Raw genomic sequence first — 21,539 nt, forward strand, 5'->3', positions numbered from 1 at the left:
CACATCCGGAATGGATACCGAACGCGTCGCGGCGTAAGCCCCATTCCGGCTCCACGCTGCGCGATCTCAGCGAGGTGCTCGTCGCCACATACGGGACCGATTACGGGATTCACAACCCCGTCTCGATCTCGAGGTTCACCGACATGACCAGGCAGGCGGCTTCCTATCGCAGGGGACGGGTGCTGCTGGCGGGCGACGCCGCGCACGTGCATTACCCGGCGGGCGGACAGGGCCTCAACATCGGCGTACAGGATGCAGTGAATCTGGGCTGGAAGCTCGCCCAGGTCGTCAAGAAGATTTCGCCAGAAAGCCTGCTCGATACATACCATGCCGAGCGGCACCCGATCGCTGCCGCCGTCTTGCGAAACACGATGGCGCAAGTCGCGCTGCTCCGCCCGGATGACCGCACCAACGCACTTCGCGACGCGATGTCGGAGCTGCTCAAAATGGACCAGCCGCGCAAACGGTTCGCCGCGATGATGTCTGGTCTCGACATTCGTTACGACCTCGGCGAGGGACACGAGCTGATCGGACGTCGCATGCCCGATCTCGAGCTCGTTACCGCCAATGGACCGCTGCGGGTCTTCACCCTGCTGCACCAAGGCCGGCCCGCACTGCTCAACCTCGGTATTACAGGCGGCCTCGATATCACGCCCTGGGCGGACCGGGTGCAGCAGATCGACGCCAGTTATTCCAGTGCGTGGGAGCTTCCGGTTCTCGGCGCGGTCGCTGCTCCCGCGGCGGTATTGATTCGGCCCGACGGATGTGTGGCTTGGGTTGGAGAGCGAACCCAATCGGGGCTCGTTGACGCACTAACCAACTGGTTCGGACCGCCTGCCGCGGCATAGCAAAACGGAGCACGCTGCATCTGCGGAAATAGCGCTGCAGCACTTCTGCGTTCTTATGCAGATGCCTCAGGAGGCAGCGCCTGTCAGCCGTGATACGCAAACAGCTCGATCGGGTCGCTAAAGCCTCGTACCGTATGTTCGCCGACGCGTTCGAGCTCGAAATCGCCTTGAACCAAATCGGCGAAGGCGCGGGATAGCAGCACCTTTCTGCCCAGTTGCTTGGTCAGGGCTTCGAGACGCGAAGCCATATTGACGGCAGGGCCAATGACGGTGAAGTCGAGCCGGGTGCGCGAGCCGATATTGCCGTACATGACGTCTCCGACGTGGACGCCGATGCCGTAATCCAGCGGCGCGCGACCGGTTGCACCATTATTTTCGCTGACAGCAGCCAGTGCCTGACGGGCTTCGGCCACGGCGTGCAGCAGATTTGCGCAGGCCGAGGGCTGGGTGAGCGGAAAAATGGCGAGCAGGCCGTCGCCGATGAATTTCAATATTTCCCCGCCATGTCGCGCGATCGGCTCCGACATCGCGTCAAAATAACTGTTCAGGAGATCAATGACGTCATCGCGCGGCCAATTATCGGAAATTCTGGTGAAGTCACGCAGATCGCAGATCATGATGGCCGCGCTTACCGTCGTCCCGCTTCCGCGCCTGGTGGCGCCGGCCAGGATCATTTCGCCGGCATGTGAGCCGACATAGGTTTCGAGCAGTGTTCGCGCCAGCCGATTCTTGATGCGGATTTCGCTGACCAGCGCCAGAATCGGCACCAATTTTTGCAGGCGCTCGACGTGCGTATCGTCGAAACCGCCGGCTCGATCGGTCGCAAACGTCACAAGGTGCCGCTTGCCGAGCGTGTGGTATAACGGCCACGCCACATAGTCGGTCAGGCCTTTGGCCCGCATCTCGTCATAAATGGCGTGCTTGCGGCCGTGCGACGGATCGCGTTCGAGATTTTCGCGCACCTCGGCGGCACCCTCATGAATTTCGTTGGCGGGGCTGCCGATGTATTCGGATCGCCCTCTGACATCGTAGTCGACCCTGGCAATCTCGGCTTCTCGCATTCCGTCGGCCCATACCATCCGCGCGCCAAGCCATTGCGGATGGTGGATCAGGAAATGAAGCGTCGCCCGCTTGACCGGAATGCCCGCCCGCTGAAGACGTAGGCACAGCTCGGCGAAAATATTGTCGATGAAGCGCTCCTCGCGCGTGCCGTTTGTCAGCCAGTGCACAATGTCGCTGTCGGCATACGCGGTGCCGGGATCGTTTGGCGGCGAGTTCATGTCGTGCTCTCGGAGGTGACGCGGATCGGCGGTACGGGGTATATCGTGTCCCCGCTCGAGAGATTCAATTAGGCCTTTCCGCAATTGCCCCGCCAGACGGCTGGGAGTAGCCTTTGTTGCGAAGGCCATCGCCCTTGATCCCACATCCGCCCATTCGGCCGCAGATTTATGGACAAACTACGGGTTTTCTCCGAGCGCCGGCAGCCGGGACCTGTCTGGCGGCGCGCTAGAGCGAGGTCTTGATGCGATCGCTGATTGCCGCTGTCGAAATTCCATATCTGTCATGGAGGGTCGGCAATGCGCCGGCGGCGAGAAACTCGTCGGGTAATGCAATCTGGCGAAAGGCCGGATGAACGCCGGATCGCATCAACAAGCCGGCGATGGCTTCGCCGAGGCCGCCGATCACCGTGTGGTTCTCGGCAACAACGACCAGGCGGCCTGGCTTGCCGGCTTCGCGCAGGATCGCCTCGGCATCGAGCGGCTTGATCGTGGGAACGTGCAGCACGGCGGTGTCCACGCGGTCACCGACAAGCTTCTTCGCGGCCTCGAGCGCGCGCATGGTCATGAGGCCGGTGGAGATGATCAGGACATCGCTGCCGTCGCGGATCAGGGCCGCCTTGCCGACCTCGAACTTGTAGCCGTACTCGTCCAGCACCACCGGGACCTGGCCGCGCAGCAGCCGCACATACACCGGGCCTTGACGGGCCGCAACAGCAGGCACGACCTGCTCGATCTCGTGCGCGTCGCAGGGATCGATCACCGTCATGTTCGGCATGGCGCGGAAGAGCGCGAGATCCTCGGTCGCCTGATGACTGGGGCCATAGCCAGAGGTCAGGCCGGGCAGCGCGCAGACGATCTTCACGTTGCGGTCTTCCTCCGCAATCGTCTGGTGGATGAAATCGTAGGCGCGACGAGAAGCAAACACCGCATATGTCGTAGCGAAGGGCGTAAAGCCTTCGGCAGCCAGCCCCGAGGCGGCCCCGAACAGCAACTGCTCGGCCATGCCCATCTGATAGTACCGATCCGGGAATGCCGCGGCGAAGATATGCAGGTCGGTGTACTTGCCGAGATCGGCGGTCATGCCAATCACGTCGGCGCGGTTGCGCGCGAGTTCGACGAGCGCGTGCCCGAAGGGTGCAGGCTTCGTCCTTTGTCCTTCGGTCGCGATCGAGGCGATCATGGCCGAGGTGGTCAGGCGCGGCTTGCCGGGCGGCGTTGCTGATACGGTGGGATTCATGACTGCTTCCCCGCTTCAAGCGCGCCAAGCGCAAGTTGCCATTCGTGCGGCTCGACACGGATGAAGTGGTTCTTCTCCCGCTGCTCCAGGAACGGAACGCCTTTGCCCATCAGCGTGTCGGCAACGATGATACGGGGCTTGGCCTGCCCGTGGGACTTGGCGGCATCGAATGCCGCCACCACTGCATCGAGGTCGTTGCCATCCACGCGCTGCACGAACCAACCGAATGCGTTGAGCTTATCCACCAGCGGCTCGAACGCCATCATTTCCGTCGAAGGACCGTCGGCCTGCTGGTTGTTGACGTCGACGATGGCGATCAGGTTGTCGAGCTTGTGGTGAGCTGCGGACATGATCGCTTCCCAGACGGAGCCTTCGTCGAGCTCGCCGTCGGAGAACAGCGTGTAGACCCGCGCGCTGGAATTCTTGCGCTTCAGCCCAAGCGCCATGCCGACGGCGATGCTCATACCGAGCCCGAGCGATCCGCCCGACATCTCCATGCCGGGCGTGTAGGAGGCCATGCCGGACATCGGCAGACGGCTTTCGTCGCTGCCATAGGTACCGAGCTCTGCTTCCGGGATGACGCCGGCCTCGATCAAGGCTGCATAAAGCGCAATCGCATAGTGACCGTTCGAGAGCAGGAAGCGATCCCGTCCGTACCAGGACGGCTCCTCCGGCCGGTAATGCATGGCGTGGAAGTAAGCGACGGCAAGCACGTCGGCGATGTCAAGCGCCTGCGCGATATAGCCCTGGCCCTGGACTTCGCCCATCCGCAGCGCGTTGCGGCGGATGTTGTGGGCACGCTGCGCCAGCGTCGGCGCGTTTGCAATCGTCGGAGCCGTTTCCATGGCGATCTCCTCCTCCCGCGCTCAGTGGATGAGCATGCCGCCGTTGACGTCGATCACTGCGCCCGTGACATAGGCGGAGAGGTCGGAAGCAAGGAACGTGTAGATTCCCGCAACGTCCTCCGCTTGGCCGAGGCGGCCGAGCGGAATGCCCTCGAGTATCTTCGCCTTCATCTCGTCGGTGAGCTTGCCGGCCGTGATGTCGGTTCCGATCAGGCCGGGCGTGACACAATTGACGCGAATGCCATCGGGTCCGAACTCACGGGCCATCGCCTTGGCAAGGCCGAGCACGCCGGCCTTTGCCGCGGAATAATGCGGGCCGCCGAAGATGCCGCCGCCGCGCTGCGCTGAGACCGACGACATACAGGCAATCGAGCCGGACTTGCGCCGGCGCATGTGCGGGATCACCGCCTGGGAGAGAAACAGCACGCCCTTGAGATTGACATCCTGGATGCGCTCCCAGTCCGCGGGCGTGATTTCGAGCAACTTCACCGGCTGGGTAATACCGGCGTTGTTGATCAGGATATCGATCTGGCCGAAGGCGCCGATCACGGCGTCGGTCGCATTCATACAGGATTTCCGGTCGGCGACGTCGCAGGCGAGGCCGAGGTGGGATCCGCCCGAAACGACTTCCAGGCTCTTTGCGGCGAGTTCGGCCGCGGCGCCGTCGATGTCGAGGATCGCGACCCGGGCGCCTTCTGCCGCAAACCGCCCGGCGGTTGCCAGGCCTATTCCGCGCGGCGAGGCCGCGCCCGAAATAACCGCTGTCTTGCCGCGTAGCAGCATGTCTCCTCCTTGGCATTGATCCGAGACGCCGTCGACCGGCACCTGTTTCCTTGATCCTATCGACTATTCCGGGGCCGCGATGGCGACAAACGCGCAGTTGTCGCCCATAGGTGAATCTGGTTCACTTATGGCATGTTGCTGTCCAGTATCCCGATTTCGGCGATCCGCGCCTTCGAGGCGGCCGCGCGCACCGGCTCGTTTCGTGACGCCGCAAACGAACTTCATTTGACGCCGAGCGCCGTCAGTCACGCGATCCGCAAGCTGGAAAGCACGATGAGCACGACGCTGTTCGAGCGCAGCGCCCGATCGATCCGATTGACGCCGGCCGGACAAAACCTGATGCGTCACGCCGGCGCCGCATTCGACAATCTGCGGCGCGGAATCGAGGAAGTGGCCGGCCGCGGGCCGCAACTGCTTCGGGTGCATTGTGCGCCGAGCTTCGCGGCGCAGTGGCTGGCGCCGCGTCTCGGCCAGTTCATTGCCGCCGAACCCAAGCTGGAAGTGCGGCTCGCCGCCAGCACCGAATATGCCCGCTTTGGCAATGACGATTTCGATCTCGACATCGTCTATGGACAGCCGAGGAGCGAGTCTCTGGAAATCATTCCGCTCGGCGAGGAGACCGTTACGCCCCTGTGTACGCCGGCGCTTGCAAAGAAGATCCGCAAACCGAAGGATTTGTTCAGCCACGTGCTTATTCGTTCAGAGGTCAAGCAGGTGCAATGGCACCAATGGTTTGCCGCGAATGGGCTTGAAGCGCCGGCCATTCATGGGATGCGTTTCGACCGCAGCTTCCTGGCGATTGCTATGGCTTCAAGCGGTCTCGGCGTCACCCTGGAATCCACGCGACTTGCCGAGCGCGAAATCGAGACGCGCAGACTGGTCGCTCCGCTCGCCGGCAGGGCGGTCGATATCCGCTATGTCGGCCACCATCTCGTGTTCCCCCGCGCCAACCGGCAGCGCCGCGCGGTAAGGGCGTTCGCCGATTGGATTATGTCGGAGCTTGATCGGACCACACGGCCCTAGGAGCGCTAAATGGACATTCTGCCCCAACATCCAGCCGAAACGCACCAGCGCCGCCCAGCGTGCTCGGCTTCGTTCTCTCGATCACCCGCCGGGCGCAACAACTGGCAGTGCCAGCCTCCGCGCCAGAAAGGTTAACCGCCGAGGCGGCCCGGTCACCGAATTCAAATCGCCGTTGTGTTCAGTCAACATCTGATTATACTACTGTCTCAGCCGCAACCGCTGCTGAGATTTCATTGTTGGTGACCAGGCCCGTCTGCTTAGGCGGGCCGTCGCCGTTTCAGGGTTCGTGGCGATGACTCGTTCCAATCGGATTGATCATATTCGCATTACGTCGCACCCGGCACCGGGTGCCAAGCTGAAATTCCCGATCACCTGGGGCGCAGCCAGCGCCCGCGAACGCGGACCGGTCATTGGCACCGTGTCACGCCCGGCCGACCGTAACGTGATCGGTACGCATGGCGGCTCCTACTCGATCTACCGCGCGCTCGCCGTCTCATCCGGCGCACTCGATCCCCTGAGGCGCCCGAACCTCACGAATACTCACCCCGCCGAAACGATCGGGCCATTTCCACAATGGACCGAGCCGCAGCGGATCGTCTCGCTCGATCCGTGGGGACATCTTGCCGCGGAAAGCTTCGCAACCGAGATCGCCGAAGGCGTCGACATCCGTCCGAGCATTGCCGTCACGCGCGCCCGTCTCGATCTGCCCGAACTGCAAGCCGCGGTCGAAGCCGGACGGCTCAAGCAGGATGGCGAAGTCGTGCATGGAAATGGCAGCGTCTCCGTGGTGAAGATTGCGATCGACCCGGTCTGGTATCTGCCCGGCCTGGCGGCGCGCTTCGCCACCACCGAGAACAATCTGCGTCGACAATTGTTCGAACAGACGGCAGGCATGTTTCCGGAGCTGGTGACACGGCCAGACCTACAGGTTTTTCTGCCGCCGATCGGCGGCACAACAGCCTATCTGTTCGGCGACGTCACCAAACTGCCCGACCACCGAACCGAGATAACGTGCCGTGTACATGACGAATGCAACGGTTCGGACGTATTTGGCTCTGACATCTGCACCTGCCGTCCCTATCTGATTCACGGCATAGAGGAATGCGCACGCGCAGGCCAAAGCGGCGGGCTCGGCGTCATCATCTACAATCGGAAGGAAGGCCGCGCGCTCGGCGAAGTCACGAAGTTTCTCGTCTACAACGCCCGCAAGCGTCAGGAAGGCGGCGATGCCGCGGCCCAGTACTTCGAACGCACCGAATGCGTTGCCGGCGTGCAGGACGCCCGATTCCAGCAACTAATGCCGGATGTGGTGCACTGGCTCGGCCTGAAGCGAATCGACCGCTTCGTTTCCATGAGTGACATGAAACACGATGCGCTGACCGCTCAGGGTATCGAAATCGTCGAGCGCATACCGATTCCCGACGATCTCGTGCCTGCCGACGCGCATGTGGAAATCGCAGCAAAGAAAGCCGCAGGCTATTACACGCCCGAGCCGCAGCGAGACGCGGACAACCCGGTCGGCCGTCCGCTCGAAAATTATTGAGTGAGGTGGCGGCCTTGTCCCTTGCCGACCCCGAGGCGTCAGCCGCTTGGACGTTGTTGAGCGCGAAAGCTGTCCGCGAACGCGCACATCGCCTGCTCGCGATCGGCCTGGACCACCAGCTTCCGAGCTTCCGCATCGACCTCGATCGCCTGGACGGCGCAATCGATCTGGTGCTGGAAACAACGCGCAAGGCCTATCCTTCGCTCGACGTTCCGTTTCATTCGCGCTGGCGTCACTTCGTCGCCAACGGTGACGATCGCTGGGCTGCCGCAGTCGACCAGGCCGATTGGTCCGATCGCGCGGCCCGAGCTAGATCCGAATTCGATCTGGCCATCGTCAGCGTCTTTCTTGATGCCGGCGCCGGTCCATCCTGGCGCTACCGCGATCCTAAAACCGGATCCGCCATCGGCCGTTCGGAAGGGCTGGGGCTGGCCAGCCTTGCCATGTTCACAGGCGGCGCATTCTCCGCCCTCCCCCTTGAGCCCTTGCGAGCCGATGCCGGTGCGCTTGCGAATTTTGGCGTCGCCGACCTCGAGCGCGGCATGCAGGTTTCGGCTGCCAATCCGCTGGTCGGATTGGACGGCCGTGCGGACCTATTGCGTCGCCTGGGCCGGCTGGTGGCCTCGAAGCCGGATGTATTCGGCAGCCGCGACACGCCGCGGCCTGGCGGCCTGTTCGACCGCCTTGAGATGCTGGCAGAAGGTGGAGAGCTGCCCGCCCCGACGATTTTGACGGAATTGCTGCATCAACTCGGGCCAATCTGGCCATCGCGGCTGACGCTGGGAGGGATTTCGCTCGGCGACTGCTGGCGGCATCCGGCATTGATGACTTCGGATGCAACCAGCGGCATGGTGCCACTGCACAAGCTCTCGCAATGGCTGGCGTATTCTCTCATTGAACCGCTGCAAACGTCCGGCATCAGCGTCACCGATATCGATGGCCTCACCGGCCTTGCGGAATATCGCAACGGCGGCCTGTTCGTCGATACTGGCGTGCTCGCGTTTCGCGATGCAGAAGCAGCGCAGCAAGAGCACAAGGTCGCGTCACCGCTTGTCGTGGAATGGCGAGCGCTGACGGTGGCGCTGCTCGACCGCCTCGCTGATGGCTTGCGGCGACGGCTTGGACACGACGCCACGTCGATGCCGCTGGCGAAAATCCTCGAAGGCGGCACGTGGGCTGCGGGCCGACGGCTGGCTCGCGAACGCCGCGCCGACGCGTCGCCTCCGGTGAAAGTCGTCAGCGACGGCACGGTTTTCTAGATCCGAGGTCACAGACATGGACGGCGTTACAATCGTTAGTCACCCGCTGGTACAGCACAAGCTGACGCTCTTGAGAAAGAAAGATATTTCAACCAAGTCGTTTCGCGAACTCCTCAAGGAGACCGGGATGCTGCTGTGTTACGAGGTCACCCGCGATCTGCCGCTGGCCGATATCGAAATCGAAACGCCGCTTGCGCAGATGAAGTCGCCGCAGATCGCGGGCAAGAAGCTGGTGTTCGCACCGGTGCTGCGTGCCGGCGTGACCTTTGCGGAAGGCATGCTCGACCTGGTACCGACTGCACGAATTGCGCATATCGGTCTTTACCGCGAACCGGAAACCTTCACTGCGGTGGAATATTTTTTCAAGGCGCCGAGCGATCTGCACGAGCGGCTGGTGATCGTGATCTCGCCTGTATTGGCGACGGCGAACTTGGCCATCGCCGCGGTCGATCGGCTGAAAGAGCGCGGGGCGAACGATGTTCGACTGGTATGCCTGATCGGCGCGCCGGAAGGCGTCGAACGCATGCGCGGCATTCACCCTGATGTTCCGATCTGGCTCGCGGCGATCGACCAGGGGCTGGACGGCAACGCCTACATCCTGCCGGGCCTTGGTGACGCCGGCGACCGCGCCTACGGCACGAAGTAGGTTGGCGATCGGTTCGGCCGCAGCAATCGCATCCGCGGCGTCTGATCTGAATCGACGACTTGCCGAGGTACATCACGTCGTTTAACCAATCCTCATTTGCGCAGCCGGTGTCCGATCAACCTCGGAAGCAACGTCGGTTATTATCTCGCGCAACCACGCCAGTGCGGGATCCATGTGGAACGATGCCGGCCATTGCAGGGCCTCCCGAAATGCCGGGATGCGGACCGGGGCGCGCAGCAGCTTCAGCGGAAAGTTTCGCGCGAAGATCGCAGCCAGCCGATGATGCATGGTTGCGATACGGTCTGTCCCGATCACCATGGCAGCCATCGCGGTAAAGTTCGGGGCAATCACCTCGATGCGACGCTTATAGCCTAGCTGGACGAGCGCCCGTTCATCAAAGGACGCCCCGCCCATGAGCCCGAGTTGCGCCGTTATATGTCCAACCTGAAGATAGCGCCGGAGTGAGATCGAACGGCCGATCTGCCTGCTTTCCCGCCAGGCAACACAGCAGAATTCGTCCGCGAACAGACGTTGGCTGGGATGGCCATCAATCAGATTCGTATCGGGAATCACGACGAAATCGACCTCCCCCCGCTGAAGCTGGTCGTCGACCCGGTCACTGAAAGGAAGAATTTCAAGGCAAACGCGCGGTGCGGCCGCATAGACGCGCTTCATCACGGCATGCATCAATACAATGCTCGCATAATCGGAAACGACCAGCCGAAAGCGCCGCTCTGAGCTAGCCGGGTCGAACTTCGGGGGCGAGATCAGATTAGCCCGGATACGCAGCAAGATGTCCCGCGTCGGCTTTTCCAGCGATTGCGCCAGTGGCGTCGGCACCAGCTTTCGCTGTGAAATCGTGAAAATCTCGTCATTGAAATACTGACGCAACCTTCCAATGGCGGCGCTCATTGCCGGCTGGCTGAGATGCAGGCGCCGACTGGCTCCCATGACACTGCGCTCTTCAAGGATCGCATCGAGAGCGATCAGGAGATTTAGATCCAGGCCTTCGAACCGCATTGGCCGACATCCATGATGTAAATATCACGGATCAATATAATCGATTTTTCAAATTTCAAAAATTCGGGTAATCGAGAAATGCGCCGCTCAAGAAGCCACCAATCAATAAACATATGCCTTGGGAGAAACACACTTTGATCAAGCCATGGATTTTCGAATTCATGCAAGCCCCACACCCGAGTGATGGGGAGGCTCTCTCCGGCACTGTGTCTGCCGTGTTCAACGAAGGTTATGCATTCTGGCTCGAAGCGGAACGGCTCGGATTCGAAGGAATATTCTTCAGCGAGCATCACTTCGGTCACTCACTGAGCCCCTCGCCCAATCTCCTGATCGCAGCTATCGCTCGACATACCACCCGGCTCCGCCTGGGCACGATGGGCAATGTCGTGCCGTTCTATGAGCCGTGGCGCCTCGTCGAAGAACTGACGATGCTCGATCACCTGACCAATGGCCGCCTCGAGATCGGCTTTGCAGCGGGCGTGCCCCAGGAACTGCAGCGGATAGGCTTAGGGATGGAGGAGGCCCGCGAGCGGTTCAACGAGGCTCTGGAAATACTTGATGCTGCCCTGGTGAACCCCGTCGTCAGCCACAGCGGAAAATACTGGAAGTTCGAAAACCTCAATCTGATGCCAGGCGTCTTCCTGCAGCCTGCGCCGCCGAAATGGACAACCGTCGTAAGCACCGGATCCGCGCAGAAATCAGCCCAAAGGCGATCCAAGATTTGCACCGGCTTCGAATCGGTCTCGCGGATATCGGAAATCTTCGACGTATATCGAAGTGAATGTGACCGATTGGGATTGCCGGCAGGGCCCGATCAGCTCGCCATCCGGCGCAATATCTCCATTTCGCGTGATGCAGCCGAGGCGCGGGAAGAATCTCAGGCCGCAAAGGCGGCGACTCTGAAAATCGTAGCTGGCGATCCGCGCGTCACCGACCGCGCATCATCAACACTCGATGCGCCGAAGGCCGGAGCTGGATTTTCGCTGCATGACGACGACTACATCGCAGGCACGCCGGCGCAAGTCGCGGAGCAAGTCATCGATCAATGCCGCAAATGTGGCGCAGGCCATTCTCTCGCAATGCTGGGCAGGAGCATTTCACCGCGTCGCCGCGAGTCGCTTGCCCTTTTTGGCGAGGAAGTAATTCCGCAGATGCGTCGCGCGCAGATCGGTTCATGAACCCGATCGGATCGGGCGAGCATCAATCGGCTGCACGCGCAACAACAGCGGCATTTCCGAACGGCATGTCCGGCAAGTCGTGAAAGGACGGGTCGCTAGCGGAACAACAGCTGGAGCAGAGGATGATTCAGGATAGACCTCTCATTCTCGGGATTGGCGGCACGCCGCGGCGCGGGTCGTCATCCGAACGCGCGCTCGCGATCAGCCTCAAGGCGGCCGAGGACAGGGGCGCCAGGACAATTCTTCTCTCGGGCGCAGAACTGCTTCTGCCGATGTATATGCCCGGACAGCAGCAGTCCGATCAGGCTTCACGCCTCCTGTCCGCGCTTCGCGAATGCCAAGGCATCATTATCTCGTCGCCTGCTTACCACGGATCAATATCCGGATTGATCAAGAATGCTCTCGACTACGCAGAAGAACTCAGGGCCGACGCGCGCGCTTATCTGGACGGGATACCAGTCGGCTGCATCGCATGTGCCGGCGGATGGCAGGCGGTTGGGCAGACATTAGCCGCTCTCCGCACGATTGCTCACTCGCTCAGAGGCTGGCCCACGCCGCTTGGGGCGATGTTGAACACGTCCACGGCCCTGTTCGATGCCAACGGTAATTGTACCGATACGGCAACCAAGCATCAGCTCGAGACGGTGGGGCACCAGGTGATCGACTTCGTGCGCACGCAACGTCTTGGCAGACAGAGAACACAATCCACTCCGGCAGACACAAGGGTCTAACCATAGTCCCGGCGCACCAGGCAGGCACGAGGTCAGCAAGGAGTTTGACGTGACATTCGAAACGATAAAGCTCGAAGTTGATGGCGTCGACACAGTGGTAAAGGTCATCGGAAGGGGGCCTGCTGTCCTGGCGCTCCACGGCGCAGCAACAATCGAGGGGCAAGAATGGGCGCGCGGCTTGGCCGACAGGTTTCGGATCTATCTGCCGTTTCATCCCGGCTTCGGTGAAAGCGGGCCGGCGCCGCACATCTGCGGGATGCAGGATTTGATCGTTCATAACCTGCGGCTCATCGCAACACTCGGGCTGGATCGACCGCACCTCGTGGGGCATTCCATGGGCGGGTGGATGGCAGCGGAAATGGCCGTGTTCGCCGGTGAACGTTTTTCTCGTCTGGTGCTTAATGCGCCTGCCGGCCTCAACGACCCTAATCATCGCGGCGCCGACATTCGTCAGATCGCGCCTCAGGATCTGCCTCAATACCTGGCTCATCGTACGGAAGTTGCATCTCAATACTTCCCTGGAGGTCCGCTTGCACCTCCGAAAGAACAGTTCGTCGCGGCTAGGGAAAGAGAGAGCAAGGCGCTGAGCAATATTCTGAAGGCCCACGGCGTGGGACACCCGAATCTTCGTCGATGGCTAAGCCGGATACCGAACGAAACTCTCATCTTATGGGGCGACAGGGACAGGATTGCACTTGCCAGCCAGGCAGAGCTCTGGGCGAGAGAGATTCCGAAAGCTCGCATCCATATTGTGCCTGATGTCGGGCACTTCGCCATGCAGGAAGACCCGACCTGTGTCACAGCGATTGGCAATTTCCTCGCGGGCTGAGCGCAAGTTGCTCGAGCCTCTCTCTTACACAGCGAGCGCGATCCTAAGGACGGACCGACGATCCACTACTTTGCTTCCAAGAATATAACCCAGGGAGATAAACATGAGGGCCATTGTGGTCGCGCTCGCTTTCGCTGCGGGCATGATATCTACATCGCTGGCGCAGACGTGGCCCACTCATCCCATCCGCCTCGTCGTCAACTTCCCGCCGGGAGGGGCAGCCGACCTGCTGGCGCGCCTCATAGGTCAGTCTCTCAGCGAAGCCTTAGGCCAGCGGGTGGTGGTCGAAAACAAGGGCGGAGCGAACGGAAATCTCGGCGGAGAAATGGTGGCCCGATCCGCGCCAGATGGCTACACCTTGCTTATGTCGTCAGGCTCGATGGTGGCGATCAATCCGCATCTGTATGCGAAAATGCCTTTCGACCCGGCAAAGGATCTCGTTCCCGTCGCTTCGGTCGCGCGCGTGCCCTTCTATCTCGTCGTCAGGACAGACAACCCGGCGCAGGATTTCAGGGCATTTGTCGCCGACCTCAAGGCCAACCCGGGAAAGCGCAATTTCGGATCGCCTGGCATCGGCAGCTCTCCCCATCTTGCGGCAGAACTGCTGAAGAAGATGACCGGCACGGATGCCGTGCATGTGCCCTATCGTGGCGCAGCACCTGCGCTCAACGACCTGCTTGCAGGGCAACTCGACTTTCTGTTCGACCCTGGCATTGCCATCGAGCACGTGAAGGCCGGCAAGCTGCGGGCCCTTGCGATCGGCAGCCCCCAGCGCTCGCCTCAGCTTCCCGACGTGCCGACGCTCGAGGAGCTCGGCCTCGCCGGCTTTGATGCGGACGCCACTTTTGGCGTTTATGCACCTGCCGGAACCCCAGCCGATATTATTGCGCGCTTGAATACGGAGATTAATCGGGCGCTCGCAGCTGCTGCGTTGAAGGAGCGCATCATGGCAGTCGGCAATGTGCCCGCGGCAATGTCCCCTAGTCAGTTCGGGGAAAGAGCCCGCGAGGACTCGAAACGGTTCGGCGCAATCATCCGCGAGCGCGGAATCACGGCCGGCAACTAGCACCGCAGTTCAAATCCCGGAGGGCGAGAAAGATCGTCATATCTGCACCGCGCTCACGCAGCAGGCGAACTGATTGGTGGCAATCGTCTCGCGTATCTCGTTGTCCGATATTTTGGGACAGGAGAGACGCGTTCCGCTTCCCGCAGCAAAAGCGATCTGCGCTGCACGGAACGCATGATGAGACCGTCCGCTGCGATCAAAGCTTCCCCAGATGAGCGCAATAGTCGAGCAAAACACTCACGATTATTCCCTGTGCACAGAATATGGATCGCCCGACGACGTCATCGTGACGAATGACACCCAGCAGGCACTCGACATCATCGCTCGCGTGCTTCTCGAGCCCAGCGATGTCGTTGCGGTGGAGGATCCGGGCTATCGGCCTCCCAGGTACTTGTTCAAGACGCTGGGCGCGCGCGTGATCGGTGTGCCGGTCGATAGCGAAGGTCTGGTCGTGCAGGCGCTGCCGGCCGGCGCAAAAGCCATCTACGTGACGCCGTCGCGTCAGTATCCCCTCGGCGTGGCGCAGAGCGCGCTGGCGCAGTTCATCGATGAGGTCGACGGCCTGCTGTGAAGTTGGCAGCTTGATGCAGAAGGGCGCCGCGGGTGCGGCTTCTTGCCCGGTCGCTCGCACGGCCTTACGACAGCGAATGCAAGAGACGAACCGGTTGGAGCCCGGCAAAGCACCAGGGGACGATACACCCCGATGCACGTCGGGCCGCTGGGGGCAGACGCAAGCCCGCCTCAGTGGGCCGCCTCTTTCATTTCGAAGATCACCTGAGGCCGCCTATCTGCGATAGGTGCCGACGAGTTCCGCCTGGCCCGAGCATGTTCTTCTCTGCCGCCTTCCAAATCTCGGCGACCGGCATGCTGGGTGAACGCGAGAACTCATCAACGTCCAAAGCCGCGAGCTTGAAATGGTAGTGATGGGTCCCGTGGCCCTTTGGCGGGGCGGGCCCGCCGTAACCCAGCTCGCCGAAATCGTTCATACCCTTGCCGAGGCGCTCGGTCTTCGGACCGTGGCCAATGCCTTCGGGTAGCAATGTTCGCTCGCCCATGATGTTGTAGAGACCCCAATGCCGAAACGTGCCGGACGGCGCATCGGGATCCTCGACAATGAGCGCAAAGCTTTTGGTTCCCGGGGGCGGGTCGGACCACTCCAGAGGCGGCGACAGATTTTCACCATCCGCGGTGTATTTCGTAGGAATCTGCTCCCCGTCACGAAACGCGGAACTTGTCAGGCTGAAGGCCATAAATGCCTCCCCTCTTCTACATAGCCGTCGGGCTCGTTGAAACCGAGGCGAACTCCTTCCGGAGCAACCCAGCCGCGCCCGTTGGTAGTTACGAAATAAGAAAAGAAAGGAAAAATGGTTGCTCGTTCCCGACTAGAACAGAGCGGTGAAGCGCGAGACGTTTCCATTTCGTGTCCGATCTCCTTAGATCGAGTACTTGGGAAGCCGACCACGTACGGTCTCTCTCTGCTCTGAAGTCTTTCCATTCTGAAGTCCTCCCATCACAGACCCCAGGGCCCGCGCCCAATGCGTCCATCTCTGCCTCCTCTGCCAATCCGGAGGCTTCGCCGCAGAGGCACCAGCTATTGCCATTCGCCCTTGATCAGCGGACCGATCGGATGTTCGCGCGGCGACATCTTGAGTTGCCGGAAGATGTCGGCATTGCGGGCCGTCTCGTGTTCGGCCTCGATATCGACCGCATAGGCGCGCTCGGGATCGACGCGCGCGCCGATCAGGATGAACTCAGCGCCTTCGTAGTCGAGCAGGCGCGGATCTTCCGACGCAAAGCGCCGGCCGCGGAATTCCTGCTCGAGCGGTTTCGGGTAGCGCGCCTTTGACCGTTCCGACAGTCCCGCACCAGGCGGCGATCCCGCCTCGGGGTTCTTGATGGAAAGAATGTAGGCCGCTTGGCGCTCAATATTCAGCTCCTCCTGAACTTCGCCGGGCCGACGTGGCAGTTCAAGTTCATAGCTCAAGTGGAGATTGCGGCCGCGCTTGATCAGCGCATAGACCCCTTCCCCGGCGGGCCGGACCGCGGGCAGCTGGCGCTCACCGCGCGTCGCGGTCGCATAATGCCGCTCACGGAATTCGTTTTCGACGGCGGGGCCGGACTTGACCGCCTCGATGAACCCCCAGATGCGTTCATGATCGCCCGCCTCAGGCAACCGCTTGCGCCCAAGCACAGCTACACGAAGCCGGGACTGCCCTTCCGGCTTCAGCACCATGTAAAAGCGCTGGACGTCAGCTAGGCCTTCGGCCTTGTCTTCCTCGATGCGGGGTCGATAGGCAAAATAGATGTCGCCTTGTTCGACGATCTCCTCCGAAACCTTAGCCTGCGGGTCGCCGCGCCTCCGTCGCACAGAAACCATGTCACAGCCGATCGTGCTCAATTCTCCTGCCCTGCAGTTCAACGGAATGCAAACGCGCGCGTTCCCAAGTTCCGCTGGGCCAGGGTGCGGCTGTGCAATTCCTCGGAAGGGGCCGGGTGAAGGAGCTTTAGGAACGACCAAGGCTTAGGCGGCGTTGCTGGTCCGATGACCCATTTGGCCCAGACCAAGCTGCATTCCTGCAACAGACCTTGAACGGAAAGGTGTGGATGCTGCCTGCATAGCTGAGGTTTGCGCGGCGTCCAGAGCCCAAACGGTTGGTCAGCTACGCGGGCTGCGGACCCGCTGAGGCCGCAACCGAAAATTCGCCATGGCAGAAGAACGGATCAGCGGCAGCACGTCGAGATATATATCCCGGGCGAGACGGCGATTGAGGCGCAGCTCAGCCCGGCACGCTGCCTCACGCTTGGCGGCACTGGAAAAGTCAAGATATGGAAAGCGGACCGGCTTCTTCAGCTTGTAGACCTTATCGCCGACGAGAAACACCCATGACATGTGTGTCTCCCGAGTTGCAACGGTCGCTGCACCCTCGGGATACCCATTCCGTCGGCTAAGAAAGTCCACCTTATCATGCAGCGGCAGATCGCGGAGTTCACTCTCGATTTGCTCTTGCGCTTCCATTGCTGTCGCCATGGCTGCAGGACGGCACACTCAAGACCGGCGGTCGCCGCATTGCATTGGTCGGCTGCATCCTGACAGCCTCCGTCCGCCCTACCCGAGCGACGCGAGGTGGTCGATACCATCCTGGTGGGTTCCGGCTCTCGCCCGGGCCTGTTGGAAGCGATGCGAGCGGCCTTCCCGGAAACCAAAGCCAGCCGCGCCCGTTGGTAGCCAGGAACAAGAAATGAGAGAGAAAATGGTTGCTCGACCGAGACAGAGCGGCGAGGTGCGGGACATTTCCATTCCGCCCAGCGGGCTTGCCGGCACATTGCATATTCCCGAAGACGGCCGTCTTCGCCCGCGGAACCGGATCAAGTCGCTTCAGTCCGCGCAATACAGCCGTTGCCGTCGCCCTTAATCATCGCGTGCTTGCGACCTTGCTGCCATCTCTTTCCGGAACCGGCAGCCATGGAACAGGTGACAGACCACGCAGCACGATGGTTCGAGCACGACCTCACTCGTTCGTCCCCAAGAGCAGGCTCGAGAATGGAACAGCAACATGCCGTTCAAAGATAGAGTCGAAGCAGGTCGAAAACTGGCGGCAGCCCTAGCCACATACGAAAATCAGCGCCCGGCCATTCTGGCGCTCCCCAGAGGTGGTGTACCGGTAGCCGCAGAAGTCGCAGCCGCGCTGCATGCGCCGCTCGACCTTATCCTGGTCCGCAAGATCGGCGTCCCCTTTCAAACCGAGTTGGCGATGGGGGCCGTCGTCGATGGCCATACACCGATCGTGGTGCGCAATGATGATGTCATTCGGCTCGAAGGCGTCAGCGAGGCTGATTTCGAGGCCGAGTGCAGCAAGGAGATTGCCGAGATCGAGCAGCGGCGTCGGCGCTACCTGGGAGATCGTCAACGCCTGGAGATTTCCGGTCGGACCGCAATCGTCGTCGACGACGGGATAGCGACCGGCGCCAGCACTCGGGTCGCCCTGCAGGCGGTGCGACGACGAAATCCAAGCCGGCTCGTGCTGGCGATCCCCGTTGCGCCGACCGCGACCGTCCCACGAATGCGCGCGGAATGTGATGATTTCGTGTGCCTTGAGGAACATGCCCCGTTCGGGGCTATCGGTTATTTCTACCGCGATTTCGCGCAGGTCTCGGACCAGGAAGTGCTCGAGCTGTTGCAGAAATTTCCGGCTTCGTCCGATGCGCACCAACCCACCGGCTGACTGCGAGCCTACAAGCTCCGTCCGCTGCTAGCGTGCCGGTCCGCCCCTCAGTTTCGCGGAGCGGCAGAGGACCCTAACGATGGTCACTTGTCCTTTTTGCAAGATTGCCCGCGGCGAGCTTCCGTCGACGATAGTATACGAGGACGAGGAGTATTTCGCCTTTCTCGACATCCATCCGCAGTCGCCGGGTCACACTCTTATCATCCCGAGAAAGCACCATCGCTGGGTCTGGGATGTGCCGAACGTTGGCGCGTACTTCGAAGTCGTACGGAAAATTGCGCGCGCAATGCAAGAAGCATTTTGTGAGGAAATACATTCCCGCATCATGGGCGAAGAAGTGCCGCATGCGCACATTTGGCTGTATCCTGCTCCAGGCAGGGCAACAGGTGATCCGAGAGATTTTGAACGGAATGCGAAAATGATCCGCGAAGCGCTTGGCGCAGCTGGCTCCTAGAGACATGTCGGCTCAGTCAGCCCTCGTGAACACATGCGGCATGCCGGCGATGGAAGGAAAGCGCGGATCGGCCACGTTTTCGTGCGATCCCACCACCAGAAATCCATTGGGGACGAGCCGCGCAGCGAACACCCTTAGGATCCTCTGCTGCAGAGACGGTGCGAAATACGTAAAGGCGAGATAACGACAGAGAATCAGGTCGAACGGGCCTGGCGGCGCCTCGGAGCGCAGATCCTGTTTCAGGAATATCACGCCCTCACGATACTGCGCCTGGATGCAGAGCCGTGATCCTGTTTGCTCGAATGCGCGCGCAATCAGCTCAGGTCGCACCTCGCGCAGGCTGGAGCGGCTGTAGCATCCATCGCGAGCGCGCGCGAGTAGCGCATCGTCAATATCCGTTGCGACGATCGACATTTTCGTTCTGGGATTTCCGCAATCCAATTCGATATCCCAGAGCATCCTGATCGAATAGGGCTCCTCGCCAGATGCGCAGCCGGCCGACCAGCAACGTGCGGCACGCCGTTCCGAACGAGCACGTTCGGCAACGGCCGGCAGTATGCTGGTCCGCAAGTGGTCGAAGACGCCACGATCCCGGAGAAAGCGCGATATCGTAATGTGGCAGAATTGGTCGAGGACCTGCCATTCTTGTGCGTCACCCTCCAGGCGTTCGCGATATGCGGCAAATCCACTGAGCCCGAGGGCGGCGATGCGTTGTCTCATCCTCTTGCAGACCTGACGCCGCACCTTGCGAAAGCCCGCCCAATTCAACTCGAGCTGCGGCAGGGCCCATTGCAGAAACGCCGTGCAATCAGCATCGCGCATGGCCAGGGCTGACGTTCTCAAGACCTCGTGCCGCCCCCGCATAACGAACGTGGCGGCCATCAATGCGGATTAGCCGCGCTCTCGATCGAAATGGTCGCATAGTCGGTGTCCTTTTCAGCCGCCTGCTCGCGAGGGTCAACGTAACAGCGTAGAGACGGTTGCTACATGCCATCCGCACGGGTACCAGAGCGGCAAGGCGAGGCGTTTCGCGCTCCGAATCAAAAATATGGAAAACAACCCCATGCAAAGTAGCAGGTAGCCGCAGGCACAATGCCTTGAGCAGTTGACACGTCGGGCAAATCAGCGGCACCATTCCATCGTCGCGCAATCTGTTTTCGCAAAGACTGGACGCCGCGAATAACTGGCGCGAGTTGCTCCGAATCCCAGCTATCTTGGACTTGCCGCGGACGCATCGGGTTCATTCGGCTGCTGACCCAAGGTCACGCTTAATGAACTCTCTTTTCCTTGCCGAAGCACCGTGAGCTGGGTCGAAGAGCCCGGCGCCATCGCACCGACTTTCTTGGTTAGCTCGTTGGCGTTCTTGACTGACTCACCACCCACCGAGGTGATCACGTCTCCGCTTTTTAATCCGGCTTTCGCAGCGGGACCATTGTCTTGAACCGTTGCCACGATTGCACCGCGGAGATTGCTCAGTCCGAGGCCGTCGGCAAGTTCAGGAGTGACCGATTGAACCTTGGTCCCTATCCATCCGCGCGTGACCGCGCCCTTCTCTTTCAGTTGCGGTATCACTGCCTTGACGGTATCGGCGGGGATCGCAAAAGCAACGCCCACCGAACCTTGAGAGGGTGAAAAGATCATGCTGTTGACACCGATGACATCGCCACGGGTATTGAAGCTCGGGCCGCCAGCATCGCCGCTGTTGACTGCCGCATCGATCTGGATGAAGTCCTGCGCTGAACCGCCCTCGATGTCGCGCTCACGCGCAGAAATAATACCGGCCGTCACGGCGCCTCCGGCCGCGAGCGGATTCCCGGCGGTAAGCACCCAATCACCCACGCGCGGCGGCCGGTCAGAGAGATTCACGTAGCTGAAGTCCGTTCGCCCGTCGACTTTGATCAGGGCGATATCACTCCACGAGTCCCTTCCTATGACTCTTGCCGAATAGGCCTTGTTGTCGCTGGTTCGGATCTCGGCCGCGTCGTTGTCTTCCACGACGCGACTGCTGGTCACGGCGTAGCCGTCCGAAGAGATGAAGAAGCCTGATCCTGCACTGATCACTTCGAGGGTTTTCGGTGCCTTCCCTCGATCGGGCGCATCCGGACCCGCCCCTTTTGAACGCACCCCAATCACGGCCGGTTGAATTTTTTCGGCGAGGTCGGCGAAGACGCCAGGTCCACCACCAGCTTCAGGACCAGCAACCCGATCGATCAATGCCGCCGGCCTGCTCACCAAAGAAGCCTGGCCTGGAGAATTTACCGTTGCCTGCGCGATGTTCGCGATCACCGGAATCGCGAAAGCGATCGTCCCGCCCATCATCGAGGCCCGGCGCCAATCGAAAACGAAATCTCCACGAGCCATGTGCGCTTCTGTAGCCTGTCATCGCATCACCGCGATTTTACGTCAGACGCTCGCCGTCAGTTCTGTGAGAACGCTCGACGCAACCGCAACTGTGGGCTCAACAATCTGCAGCGCTAGCAGTTCCTTTCCGAGCCAAGGTGGATAAGGAAGGGTCATCCAAATGCCGCAAAGCCACGCCGACTGACCGCCTCGTCACCGAAAACCCCGCATGGC

General features: G+C 61.1%; 22 protein-coding genes. 12 read left to right on the forward strand and 10 right to left on the reverse strand.

What is annotated here, in order from left to right; genetic code table 11:
* The first annotated feature begins 14 nt into the window (after positions 1-14).
* Positions 15-848, forward strand: coding sequence for an FAD-dependent monooxygenase (locus J6524_RS06840; RefSeq protein WP_446479899.1), 834 nt, complete (start codon positions 15-17; stop codon positions 846-848).
* Between the two features lie 83 nt (positions 849-931).
* On the opposite strand, the gene J6524_RS06845 is transcribed toward J6524_RS06840, so the two are convergent.
* From J6524_RS06845 to J6524_RS06860, 4 genes are all read right to left on the reverse strand, one after another.
* Positions 932-2,128, reverse strand: a complete 1,197-nt coding sequence (locus tag J6524_RS06845; protein ID WP_225669610.1) for an adenylate/guanylate cyclase domain-containing protein — start codon at positions 2,126-2,128, stop codon at positions 932-934.
* Between the two features lie 226 nt (positions 2,129-2,354).
* Complete coding sequence (locus J6524_RS06850) at positions 2,355-3,365, reverse strand: transketolase family protein (protein WP_225669611.1); 1,011 nt, start codon at positions 3,363-3,365, stop codon at positions 2,355-2,357.
* Complete coding sequence (locus J6524_RS06855; protein WP_225669612.1) at positions 3,362-4,210, reverse strand: transketolase; 849 nt, start codon at positions 4,208-4,210, stop codon at positions 3,362-3,364. The genes J6524_RS06850 and J6524_RS06855 overlap by 4 nt, the downstream gene beginning before the upstream one ends.
* Positions 4,211-4,231: 21 nt before the next feature.
* The gene (locus J6524_RS06860) at positions 4,232-4,993 is read right to left on the reverse strand and encodes an SDR family NAD(P)-dependent oxidoreductase (RefSeq protein WP_225669613.1); all 762 of its coding nucleotides are present in this window, start codon (positions 4,991-4,993) and stop codon (positions 4,232-4,234) included.
* A gap of 135 nt (positions 4,994-5,128) precedes the next feature.
* Between J6524_RS06860 and J6524_RS06865 the strand changes: the two genes are divergently transcribed.
* The 4 genes from J6524_RS06865 (at position 5,129) to upp (ending at position 9,464) form a co-directional block, all read left to right on the forward strand.
* Positions 5,129-6,016: a LysR substrate-binding domain-containing protein gene (locus J6524_RS06865; RefSeq protein ID WP_225669847.1), complete on the forward strand. Its 888-nt coding sequence runs from the start codon at positions 5,129-5,131 to the stop codon at positions 6,014-6,016.
* 292 nt (positions 6,017-6,308) lie between these two features.
* Complete coding sequence (locus tag J6524_RS06870) at positions 6,309-7,559, forward strand: GTP cyclohydrolase II (protein WP_225669614.1); 1,251 nt, start codon at positions 6,309-6,311, stop codon at positions 7,557-7,559.
* Positions 7,560-7,573: 14 nt separating this feature from the next.
* Positions 7,574-8,818 carry a URC4/urg3 family protein gene (locus J6524_RS06875; RefSeq protein ID WP_225669615.1) on the forward strand — a complete coding sequence of 415 codons (1,245 nt, stop codon included), beginning with the start codon at positions 7,574-7,576 and terminating at the stop codon, positions 8,816-8,818.
* Between the two features lie 16 nt (positions 8,819-8,834).
* On the forward strand, positions 8,835-9,464 hold the full coding sequence (gene upp, locus J6524_RS06880; protein WP_225669616.1) for a uracil phosphoribosyltransferase: 630 nt from the start codon (positions 8,835-8,837) through the stop codon (positions 9,462-9,464).
* A gap of 81 nt (positions 9,465-9,545) precedes the next feature.
* Here upp and J6524_RS06885 read toward each other — a convergent pair whose 3' ends face one another.
* Positions 9,546-10,484: a LysR family transcriptional regulator gene (locus tag J6524_RS06885; RefSeq protein WP_225669617.1), complete on the reverse strand. Its 939-nt coding sequence runs from the start codon at positions 10,482-10,484 to the stop codon at positions 9,546-9,548.
* 161 nt (positions 10,485-10,645) lie between these two features.
* Between J6524_RS06885 and J6524_RS06890 the strand changes: the two genes are divergently transcribed.
* The 5 genes from J6524_RS06890 (at position 10,646) to J6524_RS06910 (ending at position 14,859) form a co-directional block, all read left to right on the forward strand.
* Positions 10,646-11,662, forward strand: coding sequence for an LLM class flavin-dependent oxidoreductase (locus J6524_RS06890; protein ID WP_225669618.1), 1,017 nt, complete (start codon positions 10,646-10,648; stop codon positions 11,660-11,662).
* Positions 11,663-11,784: 122 nt separating this feature from the next.
* Entirely contained in the window at positions 11,785-12,393 is a 609-nt protein-coding gene (locus tag J6524_RS06895; RefSeq protein WP_225669619.1) for an NADPH-dependent FMN reductase, read from the forward strand.
* Between the two features lie 49 nt (positions 12,394-12,442).
* On the forward strand, positions 12,443-13,222 hold the full coding sequence (locus J6524_RS06900; protein ID WP_225669620.1) for an alpha/beta fold hydrolase: 780 nt from the start codon (positions 12,443-12,445) through the stop codon (positions 13,220-13,222).
* A gap of 103 nt (positions 13,223-13,325) precedes the next feature.
* The gene (locus tag J6524_RS06905) at positions 13,326-14,288 is read left to right on the forward strand and encodes a Bug family tripartite tricarboxylate transporter substrate binding protein (protein ID WP_225669621.1); all 963 of its coding nucleotides are present in this window, start codon (positions 13,326-13,328) and stop codon (positions 14,286-14,288) included.
* Positions 14,289-14,574: 286 nt separating this feature from the next.
* Positions 14,575-14,859 carry a hypothetical protein gene (locus J6524_RS06910; protein WP_225669622.1) on the forward strand — a complete coding sequence of 95 codons (285 nt, stop codon included), beginning with the start codon at positions 14,575-14,577 and terminating at the stop codon, positions 14,857-14,859.
* 199 nt (positions 14,860-15,058) lie between these two features.
* Here the strand turns inward: J6524_RS06910 and J6524_RS06915 are convergent, their stop codons facing one another.
* The 3 genes from J6524_RS06915 to J6524_RS06925 form a co-directional block, all read right to left on the reverse strand.
* Complete coding sequence (locus tag J6524_RS06915) at positions 15,059-15,538, reverse strand: YbhB/YbcL family Raf kinase inhibitor-like protein (RefSeq protein ID WP_312002352.1); 480 nt, start codon at positions 15,536-15,538, stop codon at positions 15,059-15,061.
* Between the two features lie 341 nt (positions 15,539-15,879).
* Positions 15,880-16,665 (reverse strand): hypothetical protein, encoded by a 786-nt coding sequence (locus J6524_RS06920; protein ID WP_225669623.1) that lies wholly within the window; start codon positions 16,663-16,665, stop codon positions 15,880-15,882.
* Between the two features lie 279 nt (positions 16,666-16,944).
* The gene (locus J6524_RS06925; RefSeq protein WP_225669624.1) at positions 16,945-17,304 is read right to left on the reverse strand and encodes a hypothetical protein; all 360 of its coding nucleotides are present in this window, start codon (positions 17,302-17,304) and stop codon (positions 16,945-16,947) included.
* Between the two features lie 538 nt (positions 17,305-17,842).
* On the opposite strand from J6524_RS06925, the gene J6524_RS06930 reads away from it, so the two are divergent.
* Both J6524_RS06930 and J6524_RS06935 read left to right on the forward strand, forming a co-directional pair.
* The gene (locus tag J6524_RS06930; protein WP_225669625.1) at positions 17,843-18,511 is read left to right on the forward strand and encodes a phosphoribosyltransferase; all 669 of its coding nucleotides are present in this window, start codon (positions 17,843-17,845) and stop codon (positions 18,509-18,511) included.
* A gap of 79 nt (positions 18,512-18,590) precedes the next feature.
* Positions 18,591-18,965, forward strand: coding sequence for an HIT family protein (locus J6524_RS06935; protein WP_225669626.1), 375 nt, complete (start codon positions 18,591-18,593; stop codon positions 18,963-18,965).
* Between the two features lie 12 nt (positions 18,966-18,977).
* On the opposite strand, the gene J6524_RS06940 is transcribed toward J6524_RS06935, so the two are convergent.
* Together J6524_RS06940 and J6524_RS06945 are read right to left on the reverse strand one after the other, a co-directional pair.
* A complete protein-coding gene (locus J6524_RS06940; protein WP_225669627.1) occupies positions 18,978-19,847 on the reverse strand; it encodes a CheR family methyltransferase in 870 nt (289 codons plus the stop codon).
* A gap of 327 nt (positions 19,848-20,174) precedes the next feature.
* Entirely contained in the window at positions 20,175-21,326 is a 1,152-nt protein-coding gene (locus J6524_RS06945; RefSeq protein WP_225669628.1) for a S1C family serine protease, read from the reverse strand.
* Between the last annotated feature and the right edge of the window lie 213 nt (positions 21,327-21,539).

Origin of the sequence: Bradyrhizobium hereditatis (assembly GCF_020329435.1) — a bacterium.
Lineage (GTDB): Bacteria > Pseudomonadota > Alphaproteobacteria > Rhizobiales > Xanthobacteraceae > Bradyrhizobium > Bradyrhizobium hereditatis.

Coding starts and splice junctions, on each gene's coding strand:
- J6524_RS06925 (WP_225669624.1), bottom strand. CDS start 17,304: ATGGAAGCGCAAGAGCAAATCGAGAGTGAACTCCGCGATCTGCCGCTG.
- J6524_RS06890 (WP_225669618.1), top strand. CDS start 10,646: ATGCAAGCCCCACACCCGAGTGATGGGGAGGCTCTCTCCGGCACTGTG.
- J6524_RS06845 (WP_225669610.1), bottom strand. CDS start 2,128: ATGAACTCGCCGCCAAACGATCCCGGCACCGCGTATGCCGACAGCGAC.
- J6524_RS06915 (WP_312002352.1), bottom strand. CDS start 15,538: ATGGCCTTCAGCCTGACAAGTTCCGCGTTTCGTGACGGGGAGCAGATT.
- J6524_RS06885 (WP_225669617.1), bottom strand. CDS start 10,484: ATGCGGTTCGAAGGCCTGGATCTAAATCTCCTGATCGCTCTCGATGCG.
- J6524_RS06895 (WP_225669619.1), top strand. CDS start 11,785: ATGATTCAGGATAGACCTCTCATTCTCGGGATTGGCGGCACGCCGCGG.
- J6524_RS06940 (WP_225669627.1), bottom strand. CDS start 19,847: ATGGCCGCCACGTTCGTTATGCGGGGGCGGCACGAGGTCTTGAGAACG.
- J6524_RS06905 (WP_225669621.1), top strand. CDS start 13,326: ATGAGGGCCATTGTGGTCGCGCTCGCTTTCGCTGCGGGCATGATATCT.
- J6524_RS06850 (WP_225669611.1), bottom strand. CDS start 3,365: ATGAATCCCACCGTATCAGCAACGCCGCCCGGCAAGCCGCGCCTGACC.
- J6524_RS06930 (WP_225669625.1), top strand. CDS start 17,843: ATGCCGTTCAAAGATAGAGTCGAAGCAGGTCGAAAACTGGCGGCAGCC.
- J6524_RS06935 (WP_225669626.1), top strand. CDS start 18,591: ATGGTCACTTGTCCTTTTTGCAAGATTGCCCGCGGCGAGCTTCCGTCG.
- upp (WP_225669616.1), top strand. CDS start 8,835: ATGGACGGCGTTACAATCGTTAGTCACCCGCTGGTACAGCACAAGCTG.
- J6524_RS06870 (WP_225669614.1), top strand. CDS start 6,309: ATGACTCGTTCCAATCGGATTGATCATATTCGCATTACGTCGCACCCG.
- J6524_RS06920 (WP_225669623.1), bottom strand. CDS start 16,665: ATGGTTTCTGTGCGACGGAGGCGCGGCGACCCGCAGGCTAAGGTTTCG.
- J6524_RS06945 (WP_225669628.1), bottom strand. CDS start 21,326: ATGGCTCGTGGAGATTTCGTTTTCGATTGGCGCCGGGCCTCGATGATG.
- J6524_RS06855 (WP_225669612.1), bottom strand. CDS start 4,210: ATGGAAACGGCTCCGACGATTGCAAACGCGCCGACGCTGGCGCAGCGT.
- J6524_RS06860 (WP_225669613.1), bottom strand. CDS start 4,993: ATGCTGCTACGCGGCAAGACAGCGGTTATTTCGGGCGCGGCCTCGCCG.